36 protein-coding genes are annotated in these 23,851 nt (G+C 39.8%); 2 read left to right on the forward strand and 34 right to left on the reverse strand.

Annotated features, from left to right (window positions below):
- Window positions 1-21: 21 nt before the first annotated feature.
- The 28 genes from rpsM to rpsJ form a co-directional block, all read right to left on the reverse strand.
- Window positions 22-390: a 30S ribosomal protein S13 gene (gene rpsM, locus BMY66_RS12450; protein WP_044938667.1), complete on the reverse strand. Its 369-nt coding sequence runs from the start codon at window positions 388-390 to the stop codon at window positions 22-24.
- Window positions 391-594: 204 nt separating this feature from the next.
- Entirely contained in the window at window positions 595-708 is a 114-nt protein-coding gene (gene rpmJ, locus BMY66_RS12455) for a 50S ribosomal protein L36 (protein ID WP_004604068.1), read from the reverse strand.
- Window positions 709-834: 126 nt separating this feature from the next.
- Window positions 835-1,053 carry a translation initiation factor IF-1 gene (gene infA / locus BMY66_RS12460; RefSeq protein ID WP_015548337.1) on the reverse strand — a complete coding sequence of 73 codons (219 nt, stop codon included), beginning with the start codon at window positions 1,051-1,053 and terminating at the stop codon, window positions 835-837.
- The gene (locus BMY66_RS12465) at window positions 1,046-1,312 is read right to left on the reverse strand and encodes a KOW domain-containing RNA-binding protein (RefSeq protein WP_044938672.1); all 267 of its coding nucleotides are present in this window, start codon (window positions 1,310-1,312) and stop codon (window positions 1,046-1,048) included. The genes infA and BMY66_RS12465 overlap by 8 nt, the downstream gene beginning before the upstream one ends.
- Complete coding sequence (gene map / locus BMY66_RS12470; protein WP_033153088.1) at window positions 1,303-2,103, reverse strand: type I methionyl aminopeptidase; 801 nt, start codon at window positions 2,101-2,103, stop codon at window positions 1,303-1,305. The genes BMY66_RS12465 and map overlap by 10 nt, the downstream gene beginning before the upstream one ends.
- A gap of 1 nt (window position 2,104) precedes the next feature.
- The gene (locus BMY66_RS12475) at window positions 2,105-2,749 is read right to left on the reverse strand and encodes an adenylate kinase (RefSeq protein ID WP_033153087.1); all 645 of its coding nucleotides are present in this window, start codon (window positions 2,747-2,749) and stop codon (window positions 2,105-2,107) included.
- Window positions 2,750-2,850: 101 nt separating this feature from the next.
- Window positions 2,851-4,167 (reverse strand): preprotein translocase subunit SecY, encoded by a 1,317-nt coding sequence (secY, locus tag BMY66_RS12480; protein WP_033153086.1) that lies wholly within the window; start codon window positions 4,165-4,167, stop codon window positions 2,851-2,853.
- Complete coding sequence (gene rplO / locus BMY66_RS12485; protein ID WP_033153085.1) at window positions 4,167-4,610, reverse strand: 50S ribosomal protein L15; 444 nt, start codon at window positions 4,608-4,610, stop codon at window positions 4,167-4,169. The genes secY and rplO overlap by 1 nt, the downstream gene beginning before the upstream one ends.
- A gap of 17 nt (window positions 4,611-4,627) precedes the next feature.
- Window positions 4,628-4,813 (reverse strand): 50S ribosomal protein L30, encoded by a 186-nt coding sequence (gene rpmD, locus BMY66_RS12490; protein ID WP_015548343.1) that lies wholly within the window; start codon window positions 4,811-4,813, stop codon window positions 4,628-4,630.
- 13 nt (window positions 4,814-4,826) lie between these two features.
- Window positions 4,827-5,336: a 30S ribosomal protein S5 gene (gene rpsE / locus BMY66_RS12495; RefSeq protein ID WP_033153084.1), complete on the reverse strand. Its 510-nt coding sequence runs from the start codon at window positions 5,334-5,336 to the stop codon at window positions 4,827-4,829.
- An 11-nt stretch (window positions 5,337-5,347) separates the two neighbouring features.
- Entirely contained in the window at window positions 5,348-5,716 is a 369-nt protein-coding gene (gene rplR, locus BMY66_RS12500) for a 50S ribosomal protein L18 (protein ID WP_044938681.1), read from the reverse strand.
- Between the two features lie 18 nt (window positions 5,717-5,734).
- On the reverse strand, window positions 5,735-6,274 hold the full coding sequence (gene rplF / locus BMY66_RS12505) for a 50S ribosomal protein L6 (RefSeq protein WP_033153082.1): 540 nt from the start codon (window positions 6,272-6,274) through the stop codon (window positions 5,735-5,737).
- A gap of 84 nt (window positions 6,275-6,358) precedes the next feature.
- Complete coding sequence (gene rpsH, locus BMY66_RS12510; protein WP_028234420.1) at window positions 6,359-6,760, reverse strand: 30S ribosomal protein S8; 402 nt, start codon at window positions 6,758-6,760, stop codon at window positions 6,359-6,361.
- Window positions 6,761-6,800: 40 nt separating this feature from the next.
- The gene (locus BMY66_RS12515; protein ID WP_028234421.1) at window positions 6,801-6,986 is read right to left on the reverse strand and encodes a type Z 30S ribosomal protein S14; all 186 of its coding nucleotides are present in this window, start codon (window positions 6,984-6,986) and stop codon (window positions 6,801-6,803) included.
- A 10-nt stretch (window positions 6,987-6,996) separates the two neighbouring features.
- Window positions 6,997-7,542, reverse strand: coding sequence for a 50S ribosomal protein L5 (gene rplE, locus BMY66_RS12520; RefSeq protein WP_033153076.1), 546 nt, complete (start codon window positions 7,540-7,542; stop codon window positions 6,997-6,999).
- Window positions 7,543-7,564: 22 nt separating this feature from the next.
- Window positions 7,565-7,876 carry a 50S ribosomal protein L24 gene (rplX, locus tag BMY66_RS12525; RefSeq protein ID WP_015548349.1) on the reverse strand — a complete coding sequence of 104 codons (312 nt, stop codon included), beginning with the start codon at window positions 7,874-7,876 and terminating at the stop codon, window positions 7,565-7,567.
- A gap of 13 nt (window positions 7,877-7,889) precedes the next feature.
- Complete coding sequence (gene rplN, locus BMY66_RS12530) at window positions 7,890-8,258, reverse strand: 50S ribosomal protein L14 (protein WP_015548350.1); 369 nt, start codon at window positions 8,256-8,258, stop codon at window positions 7,890-7,892.
- An 18-nt stretch (window positions 8,259-8,276) separates the two neighbouring features.
- Window positions 8,277-8,531: a 30S ribosomal protein S17 gene (rpsQ, locus tag BMY66_RS12535; RefSeq protein WP_028234423.1), complete on the reverse strand. Its 255-nt coding sequence runs from the start codon at window positions 8,529-8,531 to the stop codon at window positions 8,277-8,279.
- Window positions 8,532-8,572: 41 nt separating this feature from the next.
- On the reverse strand, window positions 8,573-8,779 hold the full coding sequence (gene rpmC / locus BMY66_RS12540; protein ID WP_015548351.1) for a 50S ribosomal protein L29: 207 nt from the start codon (window positions 8,777-8,779) through the stop codon (window positions 8,573-8,575).
- On the reverse strand, window positions 8,779-9,207 hold the full coding sequence (gene rplP / locus BMY66_RS12545; RefSeq protein ID WP_033153074.1) for a 50S ribosomal protein L16: 429 nt from the start codon (window positions 9,205-9,207) through the stop codon (window positions 8,779-8,781). Before rplP ends, rpmC begins: the two co-directional genes overlap by 1 nt.
- Window position 9,208: 1 nt before the next feature.
- Window positions 9,209-9,868 carry a 30S ribosomal protein S3 gene (gene rpsC / locus BMY66_RS12550; RefSeq protein WP_044938686.1) on the reverse strand — a complete coding sequence of 220 codons (660 nt, stop codon included), beginning with the start codon at window positions 9,866-9,868 and terminating at the stop codon, window positions 9,209-9,211.
- Window positions 9,869-9,879: 11 nt separating this feature from the next.
- Window positions 9,880-10,269 (reverse strand): 50S ribosomal protein L22, encoded by a 390-nt coding sequence (gene rplV, locus BMY66_RS12555; protein ID WP_033153070.1) that lies wholly within the window; start codon window positions 10,267-10,269, stop codon window positions 9,880-9,882.
- A gap of 22 nt (window positions 10,270-10,291) precedes the next feature.
- Window positions 10,292-10,573 (reverse strand): 30S ribosomal protein S19, encoded by a 282-nt coding sequence (gene rpsS, locus BMY66_RS12560; RefSeq protein WP_028234427.1) that lies wholly within the window; start codon window positions 10,571-10,573, stop codon window positions 10,292-10,294.
- An 11-nt stretch (window positions 10,574-10,584) separates the two neighbouring features.
- Window positions 10,585-11,427, reverse strand: a complete 843-nt coding sequence (gene rplB, locus BMY66_RS12565; protein ID WP_044938688.1) for a 50S ribosomal protein L2 — start codon at window positions 11,425-11,427, stop codon at window positions 10,585-10,587.
- An 81-nt stretch (window positions 11,428-11,508) separates the two neighbouring features.
- Entirely contained in the window at window positions 11,509-11,808 is a 300-nt protein-coding gene (gene rplW, locus BMY66_RS12570) for a 50S ribosomal protein L23 (RefSeq protein ID WP_015548357.1), read from the reverse strand.
- A complete protein-coding gene (gene rplD / locus BMY66_RS12575) occupies window positions 11,808-12,428 on the reverse strand; it encodes a 50S ribosomal protein L4 (RefSeq protein ID WP_033153066.1) in 621 nt (206 codons plus the stop codon). The genes rplW and rplD overlap by 1 nt, the downstream gene beginning before the upstream one ends.
- A gap of 29 nt (window positions 12,429-12,457) precedes the next feature.
- Window positions 12,458-13,141, reverse strand: coding sequence for a 50S ribosomal protein L3 (rplC, locus tag BMY66_RS12580; RefSeq protein ID WP_033153065.1), 684 nt, complete (start codon window positions 13,139-13,141; stop codon window positions 12,458-12,460).
- Between the two features lie 162 nt (window positions 13,142-13,303).
- Window positions 13,304-13,615 carry a 30S ribosomal protein S10 gene (gene rpsJ / locus BMY66_RS12585; RefSeq protein WP_015548360.1) on the reverse strand — a complete coding sequence of 104 codons (312 nt, stop codon included), beginning with the start codon at window positions 13,613-13,615 and terminating at the stop codon, window positions 13,304-13,306.
- A gap of 519 nt (window positions 13,616-14,134) precedes the next feature.
- Between rpsJ and BMY66_RS12590 the strand changes: the two genes are divergently transcribed.
- The gene (locus tag BMY66_RS12590; protein ID WP_074791625.1) at window positions 14,135-15,022 is read left to right on the forward strand and encodes a class I SAM-dependent methyltransferase; all 888 of its coding nucleotides are present in this window, start codon (window positions 14,135-14,137) and stop codon (window positions 15,020-15,022) included.
- Between the two features lie 30 nt (window positions 15,023-15,052).
- Window positions 15,053-16,423, forward strand: a complete 1,371-nt coding sequence (locus BMY66_RS12595) for an MATE family efflux transporter (protein WP_090395387.1) — start codon at window positions 15,053-15,055, stop codon at window positions 16,421-16,423.
- 48 nt (window positions 16,424-16,471) lie between these two features.
- Here BMY66_RS12595 and BMY66_RS12600 read toward each other — a convergent pair whose 3' ends face one another.
- From BMY66_RS12600 to BMY66_RS12625, 6 genes are all read right to left on the reverse strand, one after another.
- Window positions 16,472-17,974, reverse strand: a complete 1,503-nt coding sequence (locus tag BMY66_RS12600; protein WP_090395388.1) for a flotillin family protein — start codon at window positions 17,972-17,974, stop codon at window positions 16,472-16,474.
- A 105-nt stretch (window positions 17,975-18,079) separates the two neighbouring features.
- The gene (locus tag BMY66_RS12605; RefSeq protein WP_090395389.1) at window positions 18,080-20,356 is read right to left on the reverse strand and encodes a cyclic nucleotide-binding domain-containing protein; all 2,277 of its coding nucleotides are present in this window, start codon (window positions 20,354-20,356) and stop codon (window positions 18,080-18,082) included.
- Window positions 20,357-20,367: 11 nt separating this feature from the next.
- Window positions 20,368-21,006: a uracil phosphoribosyltransferase gene (gene upp / locus BMY66_RS12610; protein WP_033153058.1), complete on the reverse strand. Its 639-nt coding sequence runs from the start codon at window positions 21,004-21,006 to the stop codon at window positions 20,368-20,370.
- Window positions 21,007-21,110: 104 nt separating this feature from the next.
- Entirely contained in the window at window positions 21,111-22,466 is a 1,356-nt protein-coding gene (locus BMY66_RS12615) for a uracil-xanthine permease family protein (protein WP_090395390.1), read from the reverse strand.
- A gap of 115 nt (window positions 22,467-22,581) precedes the next feature.
- Window positions 22,582-23,346 carry a TraX family protein gene (locus BMY66_RS12620; RefSeq protein WP_090395391.1) on the reverse strand — a complete coding sequence of 255 codons (765 nt, stop codon included), beginning with the start codon at window positions 23,344-23,346 and terminating at the stop codon, window positions 22,582-22,584.
- Complete coding sequence (locus BMY66_RS12625; protein WP_090395392.1) at window positions 23,346-23,822, reverse strand: KdsC family phosphatase; 477 nt, start codon at window positions 23,820-23,822, stop codon at window positions 23,346-23,348. Before BMY66_RS12625 ends, BMY66_RS12620 begins: the two co-directional genes overlap by 1 nt.
- Window positions 23,823-23,851 lie beyond the last annotated feature (29 nt).

Raw genomic sequence — 23,851 nt, forward strand, 5'->3', positions numbered from 1 at the left:
ACTTTCTTTCTATGAATATAATTACTTCTTCTTATTTGCTACTGTACGCTTTGGACCCTTACGAGTACGAGCGTTTGTCTTAGTCTTCTGTCCACGAACAGGAAGACCCTTTCTATGACGGATACCTCTGTAGCATCCGATTTCCTGAAGTCTCTTAATATCAAGAGCTACTTCTCTTCTAAGATCACCTTCTACAGTCATAGTTTCGTCAATAACTGTGCTAATCTTCTTAACTTCTTCGTCAGTTAAATCCTTAACACGTGTGCTAGGATCTACACCAGCTGCTTCAAGAATCTTGTTTGAGCTTACTCTACCGATTCCGTAAATGTAAGTTAAACCAATTTCAATTCTCTTGTCTCTTGGTAAATCTACACCTGCAATACGAGCCATGTGTGTTTACACCTCCATAAATTTCTACTATTAATAAGCGATATAAGTAATACAGCTCCGATCACTCGGCCTGAAATGTGTGTACACCCATATCTGGAACAAATTGGCCTCGGTATGATAGGCCTATTTATTATGAACAGCCTAAATTAGATACTCTTTAGACTGCAGCCGCACATAATAAAATGCTACATAAACAAACAGGAATTAACCCTGACGCTGCTTATGCTTTGGGTTCTCGCAGATAATACGAATGCTACCCTTTCTTTTGATGACCTTGCACTTCTCGCACATAGGCTTTACAGAAGATCTTACTTTCACGATTTTCCTCCTTTCCATGCCCTTTTATTCAAAGGTTGTGGTCAATCTATATTTGAACATCTTAAAAACGTCCGTTTAATAGTATACCGGGCGTTTTAATGTATGTCAACAAATTTTTAATTATTTTTACTTATCTCTCCAAATAATTCTTCCCTTAGAAAGATCATATGGACTCATTTCGATTGTAACCTTATCACCTGGTAAGATACGAATGTAATTCTGTCTTAACTTACCACTGATATGAGCAAGAATCTGATGACCGTTTTCAAGCTCTACCTTAAACATAGCGTTAGGAAGTTTTTCAACTACCACTCCCTCAACTTCAATAACATCTGCCTTAGACATCTTTGTTCCTCCTATTATAAACTTTAAGAATTCTTTTTATTGATACATCATCTAATGTTTCAATGTCTTTTACTTCTTCTAAAACATCAGACGGAATATTTTTTATTAGCTGTAAATGAATTTTCTTTTTCTTTTTAGGCTTGGCAACAAGTTTAGTTGTTCCATTTACAAGATAACAATACTCATCATCTTCTTTAAGAACTAAGTATATTTGTTTCTTATCATGACCAGCCTTAGATGTTGCAAGCATTAAATCCATTTATTTCCCTCCGGATTTGCAAGTTCTGTAGGTGTCAGTGTAAGAATTTCAGGAGCGCCGTCTGTAATTACAATTGTATTTTCATAATGAGCAGATAATGACTCATCCATTGTAACTACTGTCCATTCATCATCCATCCAAGCCACATCACAGCTACCAGCGTTTATCATTGGCTCTACAGCAAGTGTCATGCCTTTGATTAGTTTTGGACCTCTTCTAAATCTTCGTCTGAAGTTTGGAATTTCAGGTGCTTCATGAAGCGAAGTACCAATACCATGTCCAACCAAGTCTCTAACTACTCCGTACCCAAAGCTCTCTGCATAATCGCCAATCGCGCCTGATATATCATATAAATGATTACCAGCTGTAGCAAATTTCATACCTTGGAAGAAAGATTGACGTGTTCTTTCAATAAGAAGTCTTGCTTCTTCACTGATTTCTCCAACACCAACTGTACGAGCAGCGTCGCTATGGTATCCTTTGTAAAGAACGCCTGTATCCAAGCTAACAATATCTCCATTAACAAGGATATGGTCGTCAGTAGGAATACCGTGAACAACTTCATCATTTACGGATACACACACACTTGCTGGATATCCATAAAGACCTTTGAAATTTGGCTCACAGCCATAGCTTCTAATTACTTCTTCACCCAATCGATCCACGTCTAATGTAGACATTCCTTCGTGAATTTCTTTAGCTAACGTTTCATGAACCTGTGCTAAAATCTTTCCAGCTTCACGCATCAATTGAATTTCTTCATCAGTTTTAATAGTTATAACTTCTGACATCTTAAGCTCCTAAAATAGCAGTGATATCCTCAAAAACCTTTTCCATAGGCTGAGTTCCATCAACAGACTTCAAAATGTCCTTACCCTTATAGTATTCAATAAGAGGCTGTGTCTGATCATGATAAACATCAAGTCTCTTCTTTACTGTCTCTGGTTTATCATCATCTCTTAATACTAACTGGCTGCCACATGTATCGCATACGCCTTCCTTCTTAGGTGGAATAGAAACGATATGATATGTAGCACCACAATTTAAACAAGCTCTACGACCTGACATTCTATTGATAATATTCTCATCTGGAACATCTACGTCGATAGCATAATCCATTGACTGTCCAATTTTAGTAAGTGCAGCATCAAGTGCTTCTGCCTGAGGAATAGTTCTTGGGAATCCGTCTAATACAAATCCGTTCTTAGCATCATCCTGTGCAATGCGGTCCATTACAAGATCACAAGTAAGTTCATCTGGAACAAGCAAACCCTGATCCATGTATTCCTTCGCCTTTTTTCCAAGTTCAGTACCATTTTTAATGTTGGCACGGAATATATCACCTGTAGAAATGTGAGGAATTGAATACTTAGCAGCAATCTGCTTTGCCTGTGTTCCTTTGCCTGCACCAGGTGCACCTAACATAATAATCTTCATTCAACAAACCCTCCTGCTTAGATGTTTTGTAAAAAATTCTGTAAAAAACACCTTAAGAGATACGCGAAAATCACGTATCTCCCTCAGTGTCAAAATGACAATTAGTCATTTAAAAATCCTTTATAATTACGAACCATCATCTGAGATTCAACCTGCTTTAATGTTTCTACGATAACACCAACAATAATGATGATTGATGTACCACCAAATGAAACACTAGCGCCAACCAAACCGTTAAAGACGATAGGAAGTAATGCTACGATTGAAAGACCAATTGCTCCAATGAAAATAACATGCTTTAAGATTGCTGTTAAATAATCTGAAGTAGGTTTTCCTGGTCGTATACCTGGAATAAATCCACCTGAACGCTTAAGGTTCTCTGCAATTTCCAAAGGATTGAAAGTAATCTCTGTATAGAAATATGCAAAACCAATAATAAGCAATACATAAACAAGTGCTCCAATTGTGTAAATCCAATTTGAAGGATTAAACCAATTAGACTGACTCATTCCACTTAAAATCTTGCCCCAAACACCGCTTGGCTGTTTGTTCAATAACTGAACAATCATAACAGGTGTCTGAAGTAATGACTGAGCGAAGATGACAGGGATAACACCTGCGGTGTTAACTCTCATAGGGATGATTGATGAATTGCCACCAACCTGTCTTCTTCCCTGAATCTTATTTGAATATTGTACTGGAATACGTCTCTCTGCGCTCTGGAGTATAACAACGAATACAACAAGAGCAATAATTATTGCAGCAATAATAACTGCAGCTAACACTGCCTTTGGAATCGTTTTTCCAGCCATAAACTGCTCATAGAGCTTTGTTAAATCAGAAGGAATACGACTAATGATATTAATAGTAAGAACTATTGAAATACCATTACCAATACCCTTTTCTGTAATTCTCTCACCAATCCACATAAGTACTGCAGATCCAGCTGTAAGTGCTACAACAACAAGTACATAGTTGAGGAATGGAACTGAGTATGTTACAAGATAACCACTTCTTCCAAAACCAACTGCCATTGCGATAGACTCACCAAGTGCCAAGGCGATTGTAAGATAACGAGTAATCTGTGTCATCTTCTTTCTACCTTGTTCACCATCACGCTGCATTTCTTCTAACTTAGGAAATGCAATTGTAAGCAACTGCATAATGATAGAAGATGTAATGTATGGAGTGATGTTCAATGCGAAAACTGACATTGATGAGAATGAACCACCAGTGATTGAATCAAAAAAGTTCAATGCACTATCACTATCCGCGAAGAGACTGCTAAAGGCATTGCCATTGATGCCAGGCACTGGAAGCAAGCTTCCAAGCCTAACAACAATAAGCATTAAAAATGTAAAACCAATTCGTCTTCTTAAATCTTTAATTTTAAAAGCATCGCGTAGTGTCTGAAACATTAGATCACCTCTGCAGTTCCGCCCAAGGCTTCAATCTTCTCCTTTGCGCTAGCACTAAATGCGTTTGCCTGAACGTTGAGCTTCTTTGTAAGCTCACCACCGCCAAGAATCTTAACGCCATCGCGAGGGTTCTTGATGATACCGCTCTCAACGAGTGTATCAACTGTTACAGTAGCACCATTATCAAATCTCTCTAAATAAGAAACATTGATACCAACGATTTCCTTTGTATTTCTATTCTTGAAACCACGCTTAGGAAGACGTCTGTATAAAGGCATCTGTCCACCTTCGAATCCAAGTCTAATGCTTCCGCCTGAACGAGCCTTCTGTCCCTTATGACCCTTACCAGCAGTCTTGCCATTACCTGAACCGTGACCACGGCCTCTTCTGAAATTATCACTATGCTTTGAGCCTTCTGCTGGCTGTAAGTTAGATAAATCCATTATGGCACCTCCTTCTATTAAATTTCTTCAACTTTTACTAAGTGATTGACCATTCTAAGCATTCCTCGAACGCTGTCGTTGTCAGGAAGCTCAACAGTCTTGTTGACCTTTCTAAGGCCAAGTGCTTCTACAGTCTTCTTGTTCTTTGGAACAGCACCGATTGTAGACTTTACGAGTGTTACTCTTAACTTCTTCTCTGCCATTTACCTTTCCTCCTTAAGCAAGAATGTCTTCAACTTTCTTGCCACGAGCCTTTGCTACTTCCTCAGGTGACTTAAGAGACTTAAGTCCTTCGATTGTAGCAAGAACAACGTTCTGCTTATTTGATGATCCAAGTGACTTTGTACGGATATTTCCGATACCTGCAAGCTCACATACGGCACGAGCTGGACCACCAGCGATGATACCAGTACCTTCTGGTGCCTTCTTAAGAAGTACAGAAGCGCCTGTGTGCTTACCCTGAATGTCGTGTGTAATACTATGGTTGTCATCAAGCTTAACTGTGATAAGCTTCTTCATAGCATCTTCCTTACCCTTGCGGATAGCTTCTGGAATTTCAGCTGCCTTGCCAAGTCCAGCGCCAACGTGTCCGTTCTTATCGCCTACTACAACAAGAGCTGTGAAACGCATGTTACGTCCACCCTTAACAACCTTTGTTACACGCTTAATTTCTACAACCTGCTCAGTTAACTCTAACTGGCTAGCGTCAATGATTTCACGTTTCATGTGTTCTCCTCCTAGAATTCTAATCCAGCTTCTCTAGCTGCATCTGCTAAAGCTGCAACCTTGCCGGCATAAATGTAACCACCTCTGTCGAATACGACTTCCTTGATTCCCTTTTCCTGTGCCTTCTTAGCAATAACTGTACCAAGCTTTGTAGCTGCTTCTACGTTATTTGTCTTTGCAAGATCTGCCTTAACGTCTGCGTCAAGAGTAGATGCTGAAACAAGTGTATTTCCGCATGTATCATCAATAACCTGAACATACATGTGATTGTTGCTTCTGAACACTGCTAAACGTGGTCTTTCTGCAGTACCGGCTAGAGTGTTACGAAGTCTTCTATGCTTTGTCTGGCGAATTACTGATTTAGATTTCTTACTTACCATTTTACATTCACTCCTTTACTATTTCTTACCGGTCTTACCGACTTTACGTCTAATAACTTCATCAGCGTACTTAATACCCTTACCCTTATATGGCTCAGGTCTTCTCTTATCTCTGATGTTGGCAGCGTACTGACCAACCTTTTCCTTGTCGATACCCTTGATGATAATTTTATTTCCGTCAACTGTTGACTCGATACCCTCTGGATCTTCCATCTCTACTGGGTGTGAGTAACCAAGGTTAAGAGTAAGCTTCTTACCAGCCTTAGATGCTCTGTAACCTACACCGTTAACTTCAAGAGTCTTCTCATAGCCTGTTGTAACACCAACAACCATGTTGTTGATAAGTGTTCTTGTAAGACCATGTAAAGACTTCATCTTCTTTAAATCATTAGGTCTAGTAACAACAACTTCTGCACCCTCAAGCTTAATATCCATCTCAGATGGAAGTGTTCTCTCAAGAGTACCCTTAGGACCTTTTACAGTCACATGATTATTTTCTGCAATCTCAACTGTAACACCAGCTGGAACTGCGATTGGCATTCTTCCTATACGTGACATGCCCGTACCTCCTTAAATTTACTGTATGTCCGGCTTCTGTAACCGGGTTATACTTTAGGTAATTAGTTACTTGTTTGGATATGATTACCAAACATATGCAAGAACTTCGCCACCAACCTGAAGCTTACGAGCTTCCTTATCTGTGATGATGCCCTTGTTTGTTGAAAGGATAGCGATACCAAGTCCACCTAAAACGTATGGGATATCGTCCTTACCAGCATAAATACGAAGACCTGGCTTAGAAATTCTCTTAATACCAGAAATAATCTTCTCGTTCTTGTTTGCACCGTACTTTAATGTAACACGGATATCCTTGAAGTTACCATTATCAACGATGTCGTACTTTGTGATAAATCCTTCATCTACAAGAATGTCTGCAATTGCAACCTTCATCTTTGATGCAGGAACATCTACTGTATCATGTTTTGCAGTATTTGCATTACGGATTCTTGTAAGCATATCTGCTATTGGATCACTCATTGTCATGATGCAATTTCCTCCTAATTATCAATCTGTGCTCGTTATCTTACCATGAAGCTTTCTTTACGCCAGGGATCTGTCCCTTGTAAGCTAACTCACGGAAACATACTCTACAAATACCATACTTTCTAAGGTATGCATGTGGACGACCGCAGATTTTGCAACGACTGTACTCTTGTGTAGAGAACTTTGCTGTGCGCTGCTGCTTTACTTTCATTGACTTCTTTGCCATAACTTTCCTCCTATGCTTCCTTAGCGAAAGGCATATTGAATAAACGAAGTAATTCTCTAGCCTCTTCATCTGTCTTAGCTGTAGTTACGAAGATAATGTCCATACCACGAGTCTTGTCAATCTTATCGTACTCAATCTCAGGGAAGATGATCTGCTCCTTGATACCAAGTGCATAGTTTCCTCTACCATCGAATGAATTAGGATTAACACCTCTGAAGTCACGAACACGTGGGAGTGCAAGATTGATAAGACGATCTGCGAACTCATACATCTTCTCTCCACGAAGTGTAGTCTTACAGCCAATTGCCATACCTTCACGAATCTTGAAGTTAGCAACTGAATTCTTTGCCTTTGTTGTAACAGCTTTCTGGCCTGTAATCATTTCCATATCCTTAACTGCAGACTCAAGAAGCTTAGCATTGTCCTTTGCTTCGCCAACACCCATGTTGACAACGATCTTTTCGATCTTAGGAACTTCCATAATATTCTTGTATCCAAACTTCTCAACCATTGCTGGTACGATTTCATTAAGATACTGATCTTTTAATCTACTCAACGAACTGTTCTCCTTTCTTCAATTAGTCAATAACCTCGCCGGTCTTCTTTGCGAAACGGACTTTTTTATCTCCGTCCATCTTGAAACCAACACGTGTAGGCTGACCGTTATGAAGTAACATAACATTTGAAGCATCGATAGGAGCTTCCTGCTCGATGATACCACCTGCCTGGTTGGCCATGCTAGGCTTAACATGACGCTTTACCATGTTAACACCCTCAACTGTAACGGTGTTATTCTTCTTATCTACTGCGATAACCTTACCTTCGTTGTTTACATCGCCACCTGCGATTACACGAACAGTATCGCCTTTTTTAATTTTCATAGTTGCCATTCTACTCTTCCTCCTACAATACTTCTGGAGCGAGAGAAACAATCTTCATGAACTGCTTCTCACGAAGCTCTCTAGCTACAGGTCCAAAAATACGAGTTCCTCTTGGAGTCTTGTCATCTTTAATGATGACTGCAGCATTTTCATCAAACTTGATATAAGAACCATCTTTACGACGGGCACCTTTAACTGAACGAACAACTACTGCCTTAACAACGTCACCCTTCTTTACAACGCCACCTGGTGTTGCATCTTTAACGGTAGCAGTAATTACGTCGCCGATATTGGCATATCTTCTTGTAGATCCACCCATAACACGGATAACAAGGATTTCCTTTGCTCCTGTATTATCGGCTACCTTTAATCTACTTTCCTGTTGTACCATTATAGTAGCCTCCTTTAATTATTTTGCTCTCTCGATAACTTCAACAAGTCTCCATCTCTTATCTTTAGAAAGTGGTCTTGTCTCCATTACCTTTACTGTATCTCCGATGTGAGCGTCGCCGTTCTCATCGTGAGCCTTAAGCTTATATGTCTTCTTAACGATCTTGTTGTAAAGTGGATGCTTTACATTGTCACGGATTGCAACAACGATTGTCTTATCCATCTTGTCGCTTACAACAACACCTGTACGTGTTTTTCTTAAGTTTCTTTCCACGTTTTTGATCTCCTTTCAAATAATTAAGATTCATGAATTAATTAAGCATTCTTCTCAGCTTCTGTGATAACAGTCTGAATACGAGCGATGTTACGACGAACCTCACGGATTCTTGCTGTATTGTCTAACTGATTTGTAGCATTCTGGAATCTTAAGTTGAAAAGTTCTTTCTTAGCTTCTACGAGCTGAGCATTAAGCTCTGCTACTGAAGTGTTCTTTAAATCTTCTACGTACTTTGTATTCTTCATTATGCTTCACCGCCTTCTAAATCCTCACGGGAAACTATCTTGCACTTGCAAGGAAGTTTATGTGTAGCGAGACGAAGTGCTTCTCTAGCAACTTCCTCAGATACTCCTGAGATCTCGAATAATACACGGCCCGGCTTAACAACAGCTACCCAATATTCAAGTGTTCCCTTACCTGAACCCATTCGAGTTTCAGCAGGTTTTGCAGTAACTGGCTTGTCTGGGAAAATCTTAATCCAAACCTTACCACCACGCTTAATGTAACGTGTCATAGCGATACGAGCTGCTTCGATCTGGTTTGACTTAATCCAAGCTGGCTCTGTTGCAACGATACCATACTCACCGTAAGATATCTTATTTCCTCTTGAAGCTTTTCCAGCCATGTTCCCACGGAACTGCTTTCTATGCTTCGCTCTCTTTGGCATTAACATATTATTGAGCTCCTCCTTCCACATTCTTTCTCTTTGGAAGTACTTCACCCTTATAGATCCAAACCTTTACACCAACCTTACCATAAGTAGTGTCAGCCTCAGCGAATCCATAATCGATATCAGCACGAAGTGTCTGAAGTGGAATAGTACCTTCATTGTAAGACTCTGAACGAGCCATATCAGCACCACCAAGACGTCCTGAACAGCTTGTCTTGATACCCTTGATACCAGTCTTCATAGCGCGACCCATGCAAGACTTCATTGCTCTACGGAATGATACACGGTTCTCAAGCTGGCCAGCGATGTTCTCAGCAACGAGCTGTGCATCACGATCTGGTCTCTTGATTTCCTTGATATCAACAACAAGCTTATCGCTTGTCTGCTTCTGGAGCTCAGTCTTAATCTTGTCGATTTCAGCGCCGCCCTTACCGATAACAACGCCTGGCTTTGCTGTATAAACAGTAACCTTTACTCTACCAGCAGCGCGCTCGATTTCAATCTTAGAAACGCCTGCAGCGTAAAGCTTCTTCTTAAGAAATTTTCTGATATTATAGTCTTCAACTAAGTAGTCTGAGAAGTTCTCGCCCTCAGCGTACCACTTAGAATCCCAGTCCTTAATAACACCGACTCTTAAGCCATGAGGATTAACTTTCTGTCCCATGTTTTGCCTCCTTAATTTTTCTGATCAAGCACGATTGTGATGTGGCTCATTCTCTTTTCGATTCTGTAAGCTCTACCCTGTGCTCTTGGTCTAATTCTCTTCATTGTAGGTCCCTTGTTTGCATAGCACTCAGCTACTACAAGGTCCTTGCGATCTAAGCCGTTATTGTTCTCAGCGTTTGCAATAGCAGACTTAAGTAATTTCTCTATAACACTTGAAGCGTATCTTGGATTGTACATTACGATAGCAAGAGCTGTATCAACATCCTTACCACGAATGGCATCAAGTACGAAACAAGCCTTCTGAACTGACATTCTAGCATAAGATAACTTTGCTGAAGGTCTTGTATCCTTTACATCGTTTCTCTCACGTTTAATTTGAGATCTATGTCCCTTAGCCATGATAAAAACTCCTTTCTGTTAATTAGCGTACCTTTGACTTCTTTTCGTCTTTGCCATGACCTCTGTAGGTTCTAGTAGCAACGAATTCACCAAGCTTGTGTCCAACCATGTCTTCTGTAACATATACTGGAACATGCTTTCTACCGTCATGTACTGCAATTGTATGTCCAACCATCTGTGGGAAGATTGTAGAACGACGTGACCATGTCTTGATAACTGACTTGTCGCCGCTTGCGTTCATAGCATCAACCTTCTTTAATAAGCTTGCATCAGCAAATGGTCCTTTTTTTAATGAACGTGCCATGTGTATCCTCCTTACTTGATTGCTCTACCATCGCGTCTTCTTACGATGAGCTTGTTAGACTGCTTGTGCTTCTTTCTTGTCTTGAGACCAAGAGCTGGCTTGCCCCAAGGTGTGCATGGACCTGGACGTCCGATAGGAGCGCGGCCCTCACCACCACCATGTGGATGGTCATTAGGGTTCATAACAGAACCACGAACTGTAGGTCTGATACCCATGTGTCTCTTACGACCAGCTTTACCGATCTTAACAAGGTTGTGATCACCGTTACCGATTACACCGATTGATGCACGGCAGTTAAGAGGTACCATTCTCATTTCGCCTGAAGGAAGACGAAGTGTAGCGTACTTACCTTCTTTAGCCATGAGCTGAGCTGAGTTACCAGCTGAACGAACAAGCTGTCCGCCACGTCCTGGATAAAGCTCGATATTGTGAATAAGTGTACCAACTGGAATCTTCTCGAGTGGTAAGCAGTTACCAACTCTAACTTCAGCGTCAGCACCGTTCATAACTGTCATGCCGTCTGTAAGACCAGCTGGAGCAAGGATGTAAGCCTTCTCGCCGTCTGCGTAGCAGATAAGAGCGATGTTAGCTGTTCTGTTTGGATCGTACTCGATACCAATAACCTTTGCAGGAATTCCATCCTTATTTCTCTTGAAATCAATAAGTCTATATTTCTGTCTGTTACCGCCACCGTGATGTCTAACGGTAATCTTACCCTGATTGTTACGACCAGCGTGCTTCTTTAATGAAACAACAAGTGACTTCTCTGGAGATGTCTTTGTGATCTCAGCGAAATCTGAACCAGTCATATTTCTTCTAGAAGGTGTATATGGGTTATATGTCTTAATTCCCATTTTGTTTCTCCTTTCGTTTACTCGTTTATTATCGCGCTCGACTGCGCATAAAATTAATTAACTCTCGCTTTAAGCTATATCTTAAAGACCTGAGAAAATCTCGATATCTTTGCTATCAGCTGTAAGCTGAACGATAGCTTTCTTTGTCTTTGCTGTCTTACCGAATGTCATTCCACGTCTCTTTGTCTTGCCATCAGCGTTCATTGTGTTAACTGAAGCAACCTTTACTCCGTCGAACATCTTCTCAACAGCTTCCTTAATCATTGTCTTGTTTGCTTCTGGATGAACTAAGAATGTGTACTTCTTCTCAGCCATAGCGTTCATTGACTTTTCTGTGATTACAGGTTTAAGGATTACGTCATAATACTGTACATTTGCCATTATGCATATACCTCCTGAATCTGATCTACAGCAGCCTTTGTTACAACTACTGTGTTGTACTTAAGGATGTCATAAACGTTGATTGTGTTTGTAAGAGCTGTCTTAACTGTAGGAATGTTCTTTGCAGACATAACTACGTTCTTGTCATTTGTATCAAGAACAACAAGTGCCTTCTCAACGTTAAGGTTTGTTAATACCTTTGCAAAATCCTTTGTCTTAATAGCGTCAAACTTAAGCTCGTCAACAACGATGAACTTGTTCTCGTTAACTGCAGAAGTGAGTACAGACTTAAGAGCTGCTCTCTTCTCCTTCTTGTTGAGCTTAAATGAATAATCTCTTGGTGTTGGAGCGAATACTACGCCACCACCTGTCCACTGTGGAGATCTTGTAGAACCCTGTCTTGCATGACCTGTTCCCTTCTGTCTCCAAGGTTTTCTACCACCACCAGAAACCTCAGAACGAGTCTTAGCCTTCTGTGTTCCCTGACGGTTATTTGCAAGCTGCTGGACAACTGCCATGTGAACTAAGTGCTCATTAATCTCAACTGCGAAGATGCTGTCGTTAAGATCCATGGTGCCAACTTCTTTGCCTTCCATATTATATACGGATACTTTAGCCATCGCTAAGTTCCTCCTTTCCTATCGTAAGATTACTTTCCTGCTTTAACTGACTCTTTAATTGTTACAAGAGACTTCTTAGGTCCTGGAACAGCACCCTTTACTAAAAGCAGATTATTTTCAACATCAACACGTACAATCTCAAGGTTCTGGATTGTTACTTTGTTTCCGCCCATCTGACCTGGCATACCCTTGCCCTTGAATACACGGCTAGGTGAAGAACAAGCACCATTTGAACCCTGGTGTCTGTGGAACTTAGAACCGTGAGCCATAGGACCTCTGTGCTGGCCTAATCTCTTGATAGCGCCCTGGAATCCCTTACCCTTTGAAGTAGCTGTTGCATCAACCTTGTCGCCAGCTTCAAAGATATCAGCCTTGATTTCCTGAGCAAGTGCATAATCTGCACAATTATCAAATCTGAACTCTCTAACAAATCTCTTTGGCTCAACACCAGCCTTATCGAAGTGACCCTTCTCTGGCTTGTTTACGCCATTGCGATGAATAATTTCTTTGCGTCCGTTTGCATCCTTATTAACAAGCTTTACTTTCTTGTCAACAAAGCCAACCTGAACAGCATCGTAACCATCATTTTCTACTGTCTTAATCTGTGTAACAACACATGGACCTGCAGAAAGTACAGTTACAGGAATAAGCTCGCCGCCTTCATTGAAGACCTGAGTCATTCCGACCTTTGTAGCTAAAATAGCTTTCTTCATGTTTTCTTACCTCCATTTTCTACAGCGGAACGCTTCTTGCCCAAAACTATGGGGTAGCGGAACCGTTCATCCTAGAACAGTGTCATATAAGTGGAATAAGATAAGAACTTATTGCTTCTATATAAAACCATCTTGGATGTTTTCTTAATTAAATGAACTCAATTACTTGTTCTTGATGCTGATCTCAACACCTGCAGGCATCTCTAACTTTGAAAGAGCCTCAACAGTCTTCTGTGTTGGGTCGATGACATCAATCAATCTCTTATGAGTTCTCTGCTCGAACTGCTCACGAGAGTCTTTGTACTTATGTACAGCTCTAAGAATTGTAACAACTTCCTTCTTTGTTGGAAGAGGTACTGGACCACTAACCTGTGCTCCGTTCTTCTTAACAGTCTCGATGATTTTCTTGGCAGATGAATCTACTAACTCATGATCATAAGCCTTGAGTGTGATTCTCATAACTTGATTTGCCATAAAAAAAGTCTCCTCCTTTTTCGTTTTTCTTTTTGTGAAAAAGCGATCAAGTGGCGACTGTACACTTACCCGTGTGTTTCATGCTTCAAAACTCAAAGTTCGAACCAAGTTCTCACACGTCGTCTCCGCAGATGCGGACGGTTTTCTGTTGTACAGTGACTTGTCGTCAGTTTCCTAACTTGACATTCGCTCCACGGAAAACCAACCTCAGCAAGCTGGGTTGCAACCTCACGCTTCATAGCTATCATGTCACAGCAAGTAATAATATACACGAGAAATGGGAAGTCTGCAATAAAAAGAAGAAAAATATTGTATTTTATTTAGTACAATCCTGTTTTCTACTAAATATTGTGTTTTTTATACAGTGTTTGCACTATTAGACATTGAACATTGACAATCTTCAAGTATAATATTCAAGGCATAAGAAATTACTACCTATAATATAGGAAGTAATTATTATTGTAAACAATATACTTAATATAGAAAGGATTGTTACTTCCATAAGTAACTTGGTGAAATATGAATACAGCATCAAATTGGAAAGATTACGAAATAATCGATTGCTCCTCAGGAGAGAAGCTTGAACGTTGGGGCGACTATGTTCTTCTTAGGCCTGACCCTCAGGTTATTTGGAACACTCCAAAGAAATCTTCCTATTATAAGAAACTAAATGCGCACTACCATCGTTCAAATAAAGGTGGTGGCGAATGGGAATTCTTTGACTTACCAGAACAATGGACTATCAGCTATCCTATCTGTGGTCACGACTTAAAGTTCAACTTAAAGCCTTTCGCTTTCAAGCATACAGGTCTTTTCCCTGAGCAGGCTGTTAACTGGGATTGGTTTTCTTCTATTATTAATAAGGAAGTAACTGAAAAGAAACGCCCTGTAAAGGTTCTTAATCTTTTTGCATACACAGGAGGTGCAACTCTTGCCGCAGCAGCTGCTGGAGCTCAGGTTACTCATGTTGATGCCTCAAAGGGCATGGTTCAGTGGGCAAAGGAAAACGCTGCTTCATCTGGTCTTTCTGAAGCACCAATCAGATGGCTTGTAGATGACTGCCGCAAGTTTGTAGAACGCGAAATTCGTCGTGGCAACAAATACGATGGAATCATCATGGATCCACCTTCATACGGAAGAGGATCAAAGAACGAGATTTGGAAAATTGAAGATGATATTTTCCCATTCATACAGCTTTGCGAGCAAATCCTTTCAGATGACGCTCTTTTCTTCTTAGTAAACTCTTACACAACAGGTTTACAGCCAGCTGTATTAAATTATATGATAAGCACAGCTTTATTGGATAAACATCCAGGGGAGGTTAACGCTGACGAAATTGGTCTTCCAGTTACAGAATCAGGATTAGTATTACCATGTGGAGCCAGCGGACGTTGGGTTAGAAAATAACGCACTATAATATAGAAGGAACTCAATTTTATGACTGAAACAAACACAATAAACCCTCTCGGTATAGAGCCAGTAGGAAAGCTACTAAAGAAATTTGCTATTCCTAGTATAATAGCCATGCTTGTAGGTTCTCTCTACAACATGGTGGATCAATTATTCATTGGAAACTTTGTTGGACCCCTTGGTAATGGCGCAACAAATATCCAGTTTCCTCTTTCAATTTTGAATGTATCAATTGCACTGTTGTGCGGCATAGGTGCCGCTTCGACTTTCAACTTGGCGATGGGCCGTGGCGAAACAGAAAAGGCCGGCAATTACATTGGTAACGCTGTAACTGTAATGCTAATAGGTGGTTTAATCCTGACAGTTATAACCGAGCTTTTCCTTGAGCCAATTTTGTTGGCATGTGGAGCAACAGAAAACATTCTCCCATACGCAATGGAATATTCAAGAATATGCGCGCTTGGATTTCCATTCTTTATCTTATCAGGTGGCGGAAGTCATCTAGTACGAGCCGATGGCAGCCCAAATATGACTATGGCAATCAACCTCGTAGGTGCTATCGTAAATACGATACTTGATTATTTATTCGTAGCAGTTTTCGGATGGGGAATGTCTGGTGCCGCCATCGCGACAATCATTGGTCAATATATCGCTGGATTTATGGTTCTAATCTATTTAACCAGATTTAAAACCGTAAAACTTTCCAAGGAACATTTCATCCCACAGCTTTCTATTATTGTAGCAATTGCATCCTTAGGTACAGCTCCATTTATAAATCAAATTGCTATGATGCTTGTGCAGATTGTAATGAATCATGTAATGGGACACTATGGCGCTCAATCTATTTACGGTTCAGATATTCCTATTACCTGCGCCGGAATTATTTCAAAGGTTAACGGCATATGCTTCTCTTTTGTAATCGGTATTTCTCAAGGTTTACAGCCAATCATCAGTTTCAACTATGGGGCTAAAAACTACCAGCGAGTAAAAGATGCTTATCATCTTGCCATTAAATTAGCCGCAATCATTACCACTATAAGTTGGTTATGTTTCCAGCTTTTCCCTCGTCAAATAGTTTCGATTTTCGGATCAGGTTCAGAGCTGTATTTTGATTTTTGTACTAAGTATTTCAGAATATTCTTATTTGGAATTTGTACTGCTTTCTTGCAGCCACTTACTTCCAATTTCTTTACAGCAATTGGAAAACCATACAAAGGAATTTTCATGTCTCTCACTAGACAAGTTTTATTCCTTACCCCACTTATTATTCTATTGCCATTTTTCTTTGGATTTAATGGCGTATTATATGCAGGACCAGTTGCAGATGTTCTTTCGTTTACAATCTGCTTCATACTTATTCGAAGAGAATTCTCTCGTCCAGAATTCCGAAACCTATAATAAAAAGAGCCAACCAGTTACGTGCTGGTTGGCTCTTTATTATTTCAATTATTCTGTTTTCACGTCAACATTGGCGCCTGTAATATTAACATTTTTGTTAACCTTAGCATCATATGTGTTAGCTTTCATGATTTCAGCAAGATCCACTCCTGTAGCCTCGCTCATTGTATCAAAGACTTGCTTTAAAACTACAGGCATGTTACCTGATATTTTAGCAGCTCCGCCTTCACTTCCATCGCCTGTTTCGTAGATGTTAATCTTATCAATTGCAGCAAGTGGCTTTGCAATCTCAGCAGCAATTTCTGGCATAACCTTAATCATCATCTCTGCCATAGCTGCACCATTGTACTTGCGATATGCTTCAGCTTTCTTTTCCATTGCTTCAGCTTCTGCAAGACCTTTTGCCTTTATTGCCTCAGCTTCCGCCTTACCTTTTGCAGCAATACCAGCTGCTTCTGCATCATACTTTGCCTTAATACCAGCTGCTTCCTGCTCTGCAGCAAACTTCTGAGCTTCTGCCTGTGCTTTCTTTGCATCAGCTTCACGCTCCTGCTCATACTTGGCAGCCTCAGCTTTCTTCTGTCTCTGAACTAATTCAGCTTCTGCTTTCTTTTCTGCCTGATACTTTTCAGCATCTGCCTGCTTCTCGATTTGAGCTGCAAGTTCCTGCTGCTTAACAAGAACTTCCTTCTGCTTGAGTTCTGCTTCACGCTCGGCCTTTGCAATCTGTGCATTTACTGTAGCAGTTTCAATTGTCTTTTGCTGTTCCTGTTCCTGAATTGAATAAGCTGCATCAGCTGCAGCATTTGCTGTATCCGCCTGCTGTTTTAACTCTGCCTGCCTAATAGCAAGGGCATTATTCTTTTCTGCAATTTCTGTCTGTGCAGTAACTCTTGCATCATTAGCAGCTTTATCAGCCTCAGCCTGTGCAATAGCAACATCTCTATCAGCCTGTGCTTTTGCAATAGCGGCATCTTTCTTAATCTTAGCAGTGTTATCCATACCAAGATCATTGATAAGTCCATTCTCATCAGTTACATTCTGAATGTTGCATGAAAGAATTTCGATACCAAGTTTGTTCATATCCTTAGATGCTTTTTCCATAACCTGATCAGAAAAGCTATCTCTATCAGTATTGATTGTCTTCAATGACAATGTGCCGATGATTTCACGCATGTTACCTTGTAAAGAATCCTGTAAATCCATAGTGATTTGGTCTGGATTCTTATTTAAGAAGTTCTTTGCTGCAAGCTGAATTGATGAAGCATCTGTGCCAATTCTTACTTTTGCTACAGCATCAACATTTACATTAATAAAATCGTTAGTAGGCACTGACTGTTCAGTTTTGATATCAACTGTCATCTGTCCCAAATAAAGCTTATCAACTCTTTCAAAGAATGGAATCTTGATTCCAGCTCTTCCCACAAGAATACGAGGAGTCTTGCGAAGACCAGAAATGATGTAGGCTCTGTCTGGTGGTGCCTTTACATAGCCTGCCACAATTACTAACAGAACTACAATAATAAGTGCGATAATAGGTATTAGTTCCATAACATTTTCCCTCTCTTTCAAAAAAATAACTGCCCAAAACTATTTTTTTGGACAGTTATATTAAAACACATCTTAAGTAGTATGTAAATACTTTTTTGGAATTTATTACATCTTTAAATATTCCATTCCCTGCTTCACCTCATCAGGAACTACACCATCATTTTTCTCCACCTTATCAATGATAGTTTTCAAATGATGCAATGCTTGAGACTGCTTAATCTCATGACGAGATATACCTTGCTCAAACATTGGATGAGAGCTAACCTTTGCTCTATAGGCCTTTGAGAATGTACAGTGTTTATTAAGGATATTTCTCTCTGCCTTATTAAGACGAATACTTCCCTGGGCCTCAAAATTAATCCAGATTGTGTACTGCTTTGTAAAGGCCTCACGCATATTGTTTCGAGATGATTTAAGAAGCGTCTTAACCTTTTCTTTGTTTTCCGCAGAGAGATCTTTATTCTTTCGATAGAATGTAAAGTAATCATAAAAGTCTGATGTCAGACACTCAGAGCCAATATCGTTCCATCTTGAACCCTGCTCTTTTCTGCAGATTTCCCATCTGAACGCTCCGCAGCAATAAATCATCATCTTGTCGATATCATCAAGAGTAAACATAGGGAATACGAAACGTCCCGGTGAATCCACCTTTATTCCGCCGCATTCCTGCCACATCATAGCACGCATTCCTACATTTGGAAGAAGGATAATATCAGGCTCGACTCGCTTTAAATAAGCCTCACTCTTAACGCCTGTATCCATATCTGTAAAATAACCCTCGCGCAAGAAAATGCCATAATCCACTTCTTCGATTCGATTCATAGCTTCCATAAGCTTCGTCTGGGTCAGTAAAAGTCTCATAGGTTCTGCGCCAAAATCTTCTTTTGTAAGAACCGGGCAGAATGCTGTCATCTTTCCCGATGTGGTTCTATTTGCCGACTTGAAGAAATTATCAATTTCAAAAATGACTTTCTGCTCCTGGTCGTTCATCCATGTCTGCATTTCAGACTCAGGAATATTTCCAGACTTTCTTTCTTCAAGGATAAAACCTCTATAGTCTAAATCAAGCTCGTTCTTGCTTGGTTCCCTGTCTGCCTGATATACCATGCGAAGCCACTTGTATATAGTAAAGAGATGGTCGCTTTCGCATAAAGTTTCTAGTCGCTCTACTAAATCAGCCAGCTGATAAGTAAGCTCCTCGCCAACCGCCTCGTAGTCGATATAACCAAAATTCAAAAACATAAGGATAATGGTATCTAGCTCACCACCCATAGCTTCGAATTCCAAAGCTCTAAAGAATGTTTTACGATAAATATCATAAAACAAATCTACTGCTTTCTTTCTTATACGACGCTCATTGTCCTCTTTACCTTCTCTATCGGAAAGAGCCAAATAATCATCAAGCTGTTGTCTGTACTCATCCTGCTTAGCTTCATCCACCTCTGCGAATTCACAGATATGTTCAAAGGTCTGAGTAAATTCAGCTTGCTTTTGCACCTTTGCTTCATCAAACGCCGCTGCAGAAGCTGCAAAATCGTGTGAATCGTATTCAGCCCATCTTTCTTTGATAAGCTGTTTATCGTAGATTCCGCAGGTTGAAAGATACTTATAAAGCATCTTCATTAGCTTAATAATGCCGTCCTGCTCAATGCCACGTTCTGCCATATATATTCGAAGATTAAAGAGTGACTCAAACATATCTCCTCTATCTTGAGAAAGGAGAATAGGTGAAAACTCTTCAATGTAAAAGCCCATTGTCTCTGCGCACTCAATAGCTCTAGCCATATAGCCACAGCTAATACCAATAACACCATTTACAATTTCAGTACGCTTACCATAAATATTTTCAATTTCTTTATTGTCAACAGAATTTAAGCTATCAATATAATCATGCTCCCACTTGAGGATTTCATTTTTAAGCTCAAGAGGCTCCATTTCCTCCAACAAAGGAATCTCTACAGGTGTCATAGAAGCTGCGCGGCATAATTTGCGATACTCAGCGTTTATTCCTCTGCAGTAATCAGTAAAATCATCTACCTTCTTTTTGTATGAATCATATATTTTAAATACATCCCTACACTGTCTGAATGCACCCTTTGCAAAACCAAAAATATATACTGGTTGTTCATTGAAGATAACATCAAAATCAGCCATCGTCTTATAATTGCATTTAATGACGGTGGCTGTTTCTTTTACAGTATAATCTGCTTCATACTGATGATTGAGAGCATCAGAAAGCCCAACAACAGTACCAGGGCCTAGACTTAACATCTGGCCCCTCCATTGTTGTACTATCTCTCCGGCTATAACAACATACATGCTATCAACCGGATCATTCTCATTTATTAACTTTTTACCTGCCTCAATAGTGATAGGTTCCAAAGTCGACTCCTTTACTTAGTTCCGAAGATTCTATCTCCAGCATCTCCTAAACCAGGGCAAATATAAGCATCAGAATTGAGTTCACGATCAATATGACCAATGTAAATCTGAACATCAGGATGAGCCTCATGAAGAGCTCTAACTCCTTCTGGAGCTGCAATAATTGCCATAAACTTAATTCTCTTTCCACCATGCTGCTTAATAAGTGTGATAGCATCGATTGCTGAACCACCTGTAGCAAGCATAGGATCTGTTACAACGATAAGACGCTCCTCGATTGGGCTTGGAAGCTTGCAGTAATACTCGTGTGGAATATGTGTTTCCTCATCACGGTACATACCAATGTGACCAATCTTTGCTGTTGGTACAAGCTTCTGAATACCGTTAACCATACCAAGACCTGCACGAAGGATTGGTACGATTGCCATCTTACGACCAGCAATAACTGGTGCCATACACTTTTCGATTGGTGTCTCACACTCGATATCTACTGTCTGTAAATCGTTGAGTGCTTCAAAAGCCTCAAGCATAGCTATTTCTTCTACAAGAGCACGGAACTCTGCTGTTCCTGTGTTCTTATCTCTAAGCATTGTAATTTTGTGCTGAAGTAGAGGATGTGTAAGCTCTACTACGTTATCTAATTTCTCCATTAAATTAGCCTCCAAAAAATTTATCTATTTATCCCTCTTATAATATGAAAGGGTTGATATCTATATTTCTATTTTATCAGCTGCAGTAACTTTTTTAAATAGAATTAAATACCTTCTTTATCAAATCTGTATCTTTCAGGATCACCGTATTCGTAATCTCTACCAGGAATGATAGCATTGAGAACTACACCTGCGATTGCTGCAATTGCAAGACTTGTAAGTGTAATGTCTGTGCTTCCTACTGTGAATGTAAGACCATCTGAAAAACCAAGACCGCATACAAGAATAACTGCTGCAATGATAAGGTTTCTTGAGTGTGTAAAATCAACATGATTCTCTACAACGTTTCTTATTCCTATTGCACTTATCATACCATAAAGCATGAAGCTTATTCCACCTACGATTGCACTTGGCATTGTACCAATGATATCTGCCATCTTAGGGATGAATGAAAGTACGATTGCATAGCAAGCTGCAATTCTGATTACCTTAGGATCGTGAACCTTTGAAAGCTCAAGTACGCCAGTGTTCTCTCCATATGTTGTATTAGCTGGACCACCGAACATTGCTGAAATACTTGTTGCAAGACCATCACCTACAAGTGTTCTATGTAAACCTGGATCAGTAACAAAATCCTCTCCTACTGTTGCTGAAATAGCAGACATATCTCCGATATGCTCCATCATTGTAGCAATGGCGATTGGAGCCATAACAAGGATTGCTGAAATATTGAATTTGCAAATGAAGAAATCTGGTAAGCCGACCCAAGACGCCTCATGAACTGCTGCAAAATCAAGGATTGCACTTCCATCTGCATTTGTCATTCCAAGTGCGTTGAAAATAAGTGCGCAAGCATATGAGATTACTACACCCATAAGGATCGGAAGGATTCTAAAGATTCCCTTTCCCCAAATGTTGAAAATAATAACAACAGCAAGTGCAATGATTGCAAGCAACCAGTTCCGAGATGCATTGCTTATAGCTGAAGGCGCTAATGACAATCCGATGCAAATGATGATTGGACCAGTAACAACTGGTGGAAGGTATTTCATAACCTTTTTAATTCCAACAAGTTTTATTACAAGTGCAAGTACCAAATATAATAAACCAGCCACAACAATACCGCCGCATGCGTATGGAAGCTTTTCGCCCATTGTCATGTTTTTGAAAATACCTGTATTTAAATTAGCAACTGTGTGAAATCCGCCTAAAAAAGCAAATGATGAACCAAGAAATGCGGGAACTTTGAATTTAGAACATAAATGGAAAAATAAGGTACCGAGACCTGCGAAAAATAAAGTAACTTGAATTGAAAGACCTTCGCCTTCGAAATAGTTGTTGACGAGAATTGGAACTAAAATAGTCGCTCCAAACATTGCGAATAAATGCTGAAGTCCCAAAACTAACATCTTCGGAATACCAAGCTGAGTGGCATCTTTAATTGGTGCATGAGTGTTCATACATATCCTCCTTTTTTTGTTTAACCTAAACTGAAAGTTTAAATTAACTTAAACTTTCAGTATTCTATCATTTTGATATAGGTTTGACAATAGTTTTTATTACTATTTATAACTACTATATTTTTAGCACATATGCGACCAACCCTAGTAGAATTATGTGGGCAGGATAAAAGAGGTAGAAAAATCTACGTAAAGCCACACTATCAGCTCCACGTTTTCCGTAATAGCATGAAACAGGAATAAGCATCAAGAATGCAAATACCTCTAAAACACTAGACATAAGTGTCAGCATAAGCACGCCCATTCCAAAGGACAATAATCTTTGTTTTTTAGTTGGACCATTCAAATAATACATTACTGATATGCAGGTTACGCCTGCCATCTTATAATCAAGATGAGTAAAGTATGCCACGCCCATACCTGCAAACATTACAAGAATTCTACATGCATATATCGCATATACGTTAAAATCCAGCTTGTCTATAAGTGAATAAGCATAGAGGACACCTAGTCCCAATAATAATGTCCAAAGGACATTATTGTAATTTAAATCAAAGAAACTTCTTCTGAAAAGATAATCAAATGGAACTTCTGAAATCACCGCTATAGTCAGCAGGCGAAGAGCATATTTTTTAAGGTTTCTAGTGTGTATAAAGCCTTCCACAAGCATATAGCAATATATAGGAAATGCCATACGACCTATGCTTCGCAAAACAGCATCAACAAGAAATACTTTGCCATAAAGTTCTTGTGATATAACACCGGCATTATTAGTAAGCCATACTTCCAGCAGACCTGCTCCAATATGGTCTATAAACATAGTAATAACCGCAATCAGTTTAAGACCTGTTCCTGTGATTTCAAAAGATTTTTTCTCCATTATTCAACCAACCATTCTATAAATTCTCTAACTGCACCTCTTCCGCCGTCTTTACTTGCAACATAATCAGCAAGTTCAATAACTCCCTTTGCCGCATCTGCTGGGCAGCCAACAAGACCACCAGCATCTTTGATGTGTTTCATGCAATCATAATCATTTAAATCATCACCACAATATGCACATTGTTCCAAAGTATCGCCGTTTTTTTCAAGAATCTCCATAAGCTTTGGCAGCTTGTCTGCAACTCCCTGATGTATCTCTGTGATGCTAAGCTCCTTTGCGCGATTCTCTACTATCTTACTAACACGACCTGTAATAATAACAGGTGTGATTCCATTTGGTTTTGCTATATGACAAATACCATATCCATCTTTGGCTGAAAAGGCTTTCATTATTTCCCCATCCTGCCCCATATAAATATGGCCATCCGTAAGAGTGCCATCAACATCTAATACTAAATACTTTATATTCTTCATTAAAAAATCTCCTTAGAAAATCTAAGGAG

The organism is Pseudobutyrivibrio sp. C4 (assembly GCF_900111635.1).
GTDB lineage: Bacteria > Bacillota > Clostridia > Lachnospirales > Lachnospiraceae > Pseudobutyrivibrio > Pseudobutyrivibrio ruminis.